Raw genomic sequence first — 6,087 nt, 5'->3', positions numbered from 1 at the left:
GTCGTTGTTGGCGTAGCGGAAACGTTTGGCCTTCGACAGCCGCACACCATCGATGATCGAGGCATGATTCAAGGCATCCGAAATAATGGCGTCTTCCTCGCCCAGCAGCGTCTCGAACAGGCCGCCATTGGCATCGAAGCAGGAGCCGTAAAGGATGGTGTCTTCCATGCCGAGGAAGGAGGAAATCGTCGATTCGAGCTGCTTGTGCTCTTCCTGCGTGCCGCAGATGAAGCGCACCGATGCCATGCCGTAGCCATAGCGGTCGAGCGCCTGCTTGGCAGCATTGCGCAAATCGGCGCTATCGGCGAGGCCGAGATAGTTGTTGGCACAGAAATTCAACACCTTGTCGCCGCCGACCTCGATCTCGGCCGACTGCGTCGAAGTGATCACCCGCTCCGACTTGTAGAGGCCTGCCGATTTGAGCCCCGCGAGCTCGCTGTCGATGTGGGAGAGGAATGCTGCGGTCATGACCTAGCCTCGTTTGATGTGGGCCGACTGTCGTCTCGTCCGCGCGAAAAATCCATCGCAAAAACGACCGGATCGGTGGCAAGCAGCACGATGCGGCCCCGATGTCGATCATCACGCGGCCGAGGAACGACGCCACGACAAAGGTTCTGGCCGATGACCGCTCAAATGCCGGTACGGTGCTAAACGAGCCGATAACCATTCCGCGATCTTTCCACGGCCGCCCCTTGCCGGACAGCCGTCGATTTCCAGTCCTGTTAACGTTTGCAGTTCAATGGTGCTCATACAAGAATCCCTAGGCAAGAATCCTTAGGCGAGAGGGCCGCCCCCGAAAATGTCGCAGCAGCCGGTGCAAACCGTTTCAGGCAAGCTCATACTGCTGATCAAGGCTGGCTATTGGCTGGCCCTGCTGATCATTGCGGCCATGGTGATCGCCTCCTTCATACTGCTGCAGCAGATGATGGCCACCCAACAGCACAATCACACCTTGCTCGACATCGTCAGCACACAAAAGACACTGTCGCAGCGCATCGTCTTCCTTGCCAGTGCAACGGGTGCCGGTTCACGCGACAAGCAACCGGCGCTGGTCAGCGCGCTCAAGCAGGCAACGGCGGAGTTCGAGACCAACTACGACCTGCTGCTCGATCAGACAGGAGCCGATCCGCAATCGCCGGCCAAGCTCGACCCGAAGTCGATCGAAAGCGTCCTCTTCGCCAAGCCCTTCCACCTCGACTATTTCTCCGTCGGGCTGATCGCCAATGGCGACCGCCTGATCTCGGCCTATGAATCGCAATTCAGCGGCAATGGCGGTTACAAGGGCGGCGGCGAACGCGTCAATCTCGACGCCTCAGTCGCCAATGCGACCTTGTCGGGTTATGCCGCGCTCGGCCAGCGCATCACTGCCGACGCCGACGACCGCTCCGAGAAGCTGCTCGCTCTCCATCGCACGCTGTTCTACGCCACAATCGGCGTCATCATACTGGTGGCGCTCTTCATCTTCAGGCCGATGTCGAACGCCATCCTGCGCAAGACGCATGAACTGATCGACGCGCGCAATTCCATGGCCTTCATCGCGGTTCATGACGGCCTCACCGGCCTGCACAACCGCACGTTCCTGACCGATCATTTCGACACGCTGATCAAGGGCACGCACCGGCGTCGCGAACGCCTTGCCGTCGTCCAGCTCGATCTCGACCGATTCAAGCAGATCAACGATACGCTCGGCCACGCCGCCGGCGACTATGTGCTGGTCGTCACGGCACAGCGCATGCGCGATTCCTGCCGGGCGTCGGATCTGTGCGTGCGCCTGGGCGGCGACGAGTTCGTCATGATCCTCGGCGGCGCCGGCGGCACCGAAGACATCAACATGCTGGCGCGGCGCATCCTGGCGCACATCAACGAGCCGATCGTCTTCCAGGGCACGACCATTCTCCCAGGCGCCAGCGCCGGCATCGCGGTCTATCCGATCGACGCCGACAATGCTGGGGATTTGCTGGTCCATGCCGACCTGGCGCTTTATTCCGCCAAGAAGCTTGGCGGTGGCAACTTCTCCTTCTTCTCCGAGGAACTGCGCCGCGAACTCGATTATCGCAAGCAGCTCGAGCACGACATCAAGGTCGCCATCGCGGAGCGGGCGTTCCAGGTCTATTTCCAGCCGCAGGTCTCGCTGACCAACGGCACGATCAGCGGCATCGAGGCGCTGGTGCGCTGGAACCATGCGGAGCGCGGCATGATCCCGCCCGGCGAATTCATCCCGGTCGCCGAGAAATGCGGCTTCATGCCCGAGATCGGCCGCATCGTCATCACCAAGGCGATCAACGAGGCGGCCAAATGGAATCGCGCCGGCATTGCCTTCGGACGGCTTGCCGTCAATGTTTCCGGCACCGAGCTGCGCGAGCACGATTTCGATGCGTTCTTGTTCGAGACGCTGGAAAAGGCTGGGCTGCCGCCGCAAAAACTGTCGCTGGAAATCGTCGAATCCGTCATCCTCGACGACGAAAAGACAGGCATCGCCGCCAAGCTGCGCCACATCAGGGCAGCCGGCGTCCATCTCGAACTCGATGATTTCGGCACCGGCTATGCTTCGCTCAGCCATGTCAACCCGAACGAGATCGATCGGCTGAAGATCGATCGCCGCTTCGTTCAGAACATCCATGAGAATGGCGACAACTCGAAGATCGTGCGCGCCATCACCGAGCTGGCGCGTGGCCTCGGCATCTCGATCGTCGCGGAGGGTGCCGAAACCGAGGCCGAGCTCGATTCGCTGATGGCGATCGGCTGCGACCAGGTGCAGGGCTACTCCATCGCCTTCCCGATGCCGCACGACAAGGCGCTGGAGTGGCTGACCGCCCGCATGCCGAAGAAGGCGAAGCTGACGGTGCTGCAAGGAAGCCTGGCATAGGTACGGCCGGGCTGCCTTGACAACCGCGTGTGAAGATGGCCGCCTTGTCGTGATCGCAACAGGGATATCGGGGCTGATGACACCGTTTCGGTTTGCCCTTGCGGCACTGCTGATCTTTGCGGCCCCCGCCCAGGGCGCCGATCGCACCATCTATCTTACCTTCGACGATGGGCCGCTGAACGGCACAAGCAACATCCTCGACGTGCTGGAGGCCGAGCAGGTTCCTGCAACCCTATTCATGGTCGGCATGCACGCACAGGCGAGCGCTGCCAACAGAGCGCTCGTCCAGCGCGCCAAGCAGCTTCCTCTGGTGACGCTCGGCAACCACAGCTACAGCCATGCCTACAATCACTACCGGCATTTCTACGGCGACACCGAGGGTGTCGTCGCCGACATGGTACGGGCAAACGCGGTTCTCGGCTTGAAGCCCGTGGTGCATGCAAGGCTGCCGGGGCGCGACGTGTTCAGGCTGCCCTCCATGTCGAAGAACGACACTTCGCTTGGCCTCGCCCAGGAGGGGCATGAAGAGCCCGACTACGAATTTGTCGCGGCCTCAGGCTTCTATCTCTACGGCTGGGACCATGAATGGGTGCACAAGGACAACGGCGAGCCGGTGCAGAGCGTCGACCATCTGGTCAGCGAGATCGATCATCTGTTCGGCTATGGGCGCTTCGTCAAGCCCGGCAAGCTGATCCTGCTGATGCATGACGAGATGTTTCAGGACGGCTTCGACGGCAAGACGAAGCTGACCAATTTGATCGCCGCGCTGAAGCTGCGCCGTTACGCCTTTGGGGCAATCCAGGGCTACGACGACTGAACCGGTAAGGACGGCAAGTTCTTCAGCGGATGTGCATCGGTACCCGATGCTGTCGCATGGCCGGCAAGGCGTCAAAGCACCTCGATCGACTCCCCGCGCAGCTTGTGCCGACGCAATTTGATGTATGTGCGCAAATTAGGCGTCATCTGAAAGCCCACCAGCTTCGTCTCCTGGAGGGGAGCAGCCCACGCCATCGTCTCGTAGCGGGCGCCGTAACCTTCGATGGTGGCGGCAAGATTTTCGTGGCCCAGATTCCTGGCCAGAGTGGCGCAGGCAGCAACCCTCGAACGAATCGACTGGCCGTATTTGGGCGCAAACGCCAGTCCGCCGTCCGCCAGGTCATCGACCTCATGGGCAAGCGCCAGGAACAGAATGTCCTCGTCGCCGGCAGGCACACCTTTGTCCACAATGCGCTCGGGATCTCCCGTGTCGAATTTCAGTCCGACCACGCGAGCGACAAGACCCTCGACGCGAGGACCGATTTTTTGCTCCAGCCACTTGCGGTGAGCATCGGTTCGCCTGCTGGATTTGCCGTCCGGATACTGGCCTCCGTCATAGGCGGCGTGAAACATAGCAGCGAGGACAAGATCGACGCTTTTGTCGAAATGCGCGACCGACGACGCAGCTCCCACCGCATGGCAGATGAAAGGCCGTCCCGTCTTGCGATAACGGCCGTTGAACATCGCGCAACACACACGATACGCCTTCTGCACCCGGGCGATATCGGCAAGCGGATATCCAGCCTCGTATAGCTGGATGTAAAGCGCCGTGTTGGTCTGGCGCGGAACGAACAGATCTTCTTTGGTCAACTTGTCCCCCCGAACGTTGTTAGGTTTTCCGGCGACTTCTCGCTGCCGAAGCCAGCGGCTTCGGTATTCTTGCACAGATTTTGCGGAAGAGTTGAGCCTGACCTCTTCCCACCAGGATCAGCCGGACAATGGAACGTTACAAATGTGATGAGGGAAGTCCAGTCCAAGGAAATTCTTGGTCCGCAGGGTTCTATCCCCCGACATTGCCCCGCAACACAGCCAGCACCTGCGCGAACTCCGCCAGACGCTCGTCGGTCAATCCCACTCGCAGCCGCTTGTCGAAGACGAGCGCGGCCTTGCGCAGTGTCTCGAACATCGCTTCTCCGGCCTCGGTCAATTCGACCAGATGAACCCGGCGGTTGACGGGGTCGCGGCGGCGCATCAGCAGGCCCTGCGCCTCCATGGCGTTGAGATGATGGGTCAGCGTCGCGCCCTGGATACCGATCATGCCGGCAAGCTCGCGCTGGTTGGCAAGGTTGCTCGACTTGACCGATAGCAGCGTGAGCCAGATCGGCAATGTACCTCCAGCCTCGACCAGGGCAGCATCGAAGGCCTGGGCAACCAGCTTGGCGGTTCGTCCGAGATTCATGCCGACTGGCGGGCGGTCAAAGGGTGTCATTGCAGGACCCTAGACGGTGTCATGCACGGATGGAACTGGCACGACTTATATATTGACATCTAACCATTCGATATCTAATCATCTAGAGATGGCGGGCTAATGAGGAAATCCGGTCATGCAATATGTCTACATCGTCGTTATCGGTCTTCATGTCATGGCAGGCGTATTCTGGGCGGGCACGACCATCGCGGTCGGCCGTGACCCGGACATCCGGGCGGAACGGTTCTTCCGGCCGCAAATGGGCGCTGCCGGCCTGGTTTTCCTGACCGGCATACTGCTCTGGTATTTCTTTCACGAGGGTGTTTTCGGCTCGATGGAGAAGGTGCTGGCGCTGGGCATCGTGACGGCCCTGATCGCCGCCGGCGTGCAAGGCGCGCTGGTGGGCTCAGCCAGCAGGCAGCTTGCCGGTGCCGATGCGGCAACGGAAAGGCAGTTGCGCGCGAAGATGACAAGAGGCGAGCGCATTGCCGGGGGGCTGTTGGTGCTGACAGTGCTGTGCATGGCCACCGCCAGAATGTTTTGAACGCCGCCACGCGGCACACCCTCACAGAATCGTGCGTTGTCTGGCGACGAGCCAATGACGTGCGAGCGCGCGGCCAGACCGAAGTACATGGGCTCTCGTACGCAGGTCCGGCCGCGCGCCACCGATCCTCGCAACGCCCAATTTCAGATCCGCAAGCCGAACCTGATGCCGTCGTAGATGGCGGCATGGATGTTGCGCGAGGCGACCGCGTCGCCGATGCGGAACAGTACAAAGCCGCCTTCTGGATTGCGCTTGGGGAAGATGTCGCCGCCGCTCACCAGCCGTTCGTAGTCGACCGCACCGCCGTTCTTCGACAGCGGCTTCAGCGAGAGATAGAGATCATCGAGCGGCAACGTACCGTGCTCGACCACCACCTGGTCGACCCTGCGCTCGCCGCGCCAGCCATCGGCGAAATCCGATGCCAGTTCGGCGACCAGTTGGTTGCCCTCGCGG

6 protein-coding genes and 1 pseudogene are annotated in these 6,087 nt (G+C 61.0%); 3 read left to right on the top strand and 4 right to left on the bottom strand.

Translation table 11 applies throughout. From position 1 onward, the window contains the following. The coding region (locus EN991_RS20010) for an aminotransferase class I/II-fold pyridoxal phosphate-dependent enzyme (protein WP_127369372.1) at positions 1 to 468 on the bottom strand (468 nt) is incomplete at its 3' end. A gap of 331 nt (positions 469 to 799) precedes the next feature. Between EN991_RS20010 and EN991_RS20005 the strand changes: the two genes are divergently transcribed. Then, positions 800 to 2,866 (top strand): EAL domain-containing protein, encoded by a 2,067-nt coding sequence (locus EN991_RS20005; RefSeq protein ID WP_063171870.1) that lies wholly within the window; start codon positions 800 to 802, stop codon positions 2,864 to 2,866. A 76-nt stretch (positions 2,867 to 2,942) separates the two neighbouring features. After that, positions 2,943 to 3,683 carry a polysaccharide deacetylase family protein gene (locus EN991_RS20000; RefSeq protein ID WP_081714379.1) on the top strand — a complete coding sequence of 247 codons (741 nt, stop codon included), beginning with the start codon at positions 2,943 to 2,945 and terminating at the stop codon, positions 3,681 to 3,683. A gap of 71 nt (positions 3,684 to 3,754) precedes the next feature. Here the strand turns inward: EN991_RS20000 and EN991_RS19995 are convergent, their stop codons facing one another. Both EN991_RS19995 and EN991_RS19990 read right to left on the bottom strand, forming a co-directional pair. Beyond that, entirely contained in the window at positions 3,755 to 4,567 is an 813-nt protein-coding gene (locus EN991_RS19995) for a hypothetical protein (protein ID WP_245267631.1), read from the bottom strand. A gap of 115 nt (positions 4,568 to 4,682) precedes the next feature. Then, positions 4,683 to 5,111, bottom strand: a complete 429-nt coding sequence (locus EN991_RS19990) for a MarR family winged helix-turn-helix transcriptional regulator (RefSeq protein WP_013532326.1) — start codon at positions 5,109 to 5,111, stop codon at positions 4,683 to 4,685. Between the two features lie 115 nt (positions 5,112 to 5,226). On the opposite strand from EN991_RS19990, the gene EN991_RS19985 reads away from it, so the two are divergent. Then, entirely contained in the window at positions 5,227 to 5,634 is a 408-nt protein-coding gene (locus EN991_RS19985) for a hypothetical protein (protein WP_013532327.1), read from the top strand. Positions 5,635 to 5,777: 143 nt separating this feature from the next. On the opposite strand, the pseudogene EN991_RS19980 reads toward EN991_RS19985, so the two are convergent. Then, positions 5,778 to 6,087, bottom strand: a pseudogene (locus EN991_RS19980) (N-methylproline demethylase); the annotation flags it as partial.

Origin of the sequence: Mesorhizobium sp. M7A.F.Ca.US.005.03.2.1, assembly GCF_003997795.1 — a bacterium.
Lineage (GTDB): Bacteria > Pseudomonadota > Alphaproteobacteria > Rhizobiales > Rhizobiaceae > Mesorhizobium > Mesorhizobium ciceri.
Note: the sequence above shows the minus strand (reverse complement) of the source record. Positions and strands in the feature narration are given on the sequence as shown.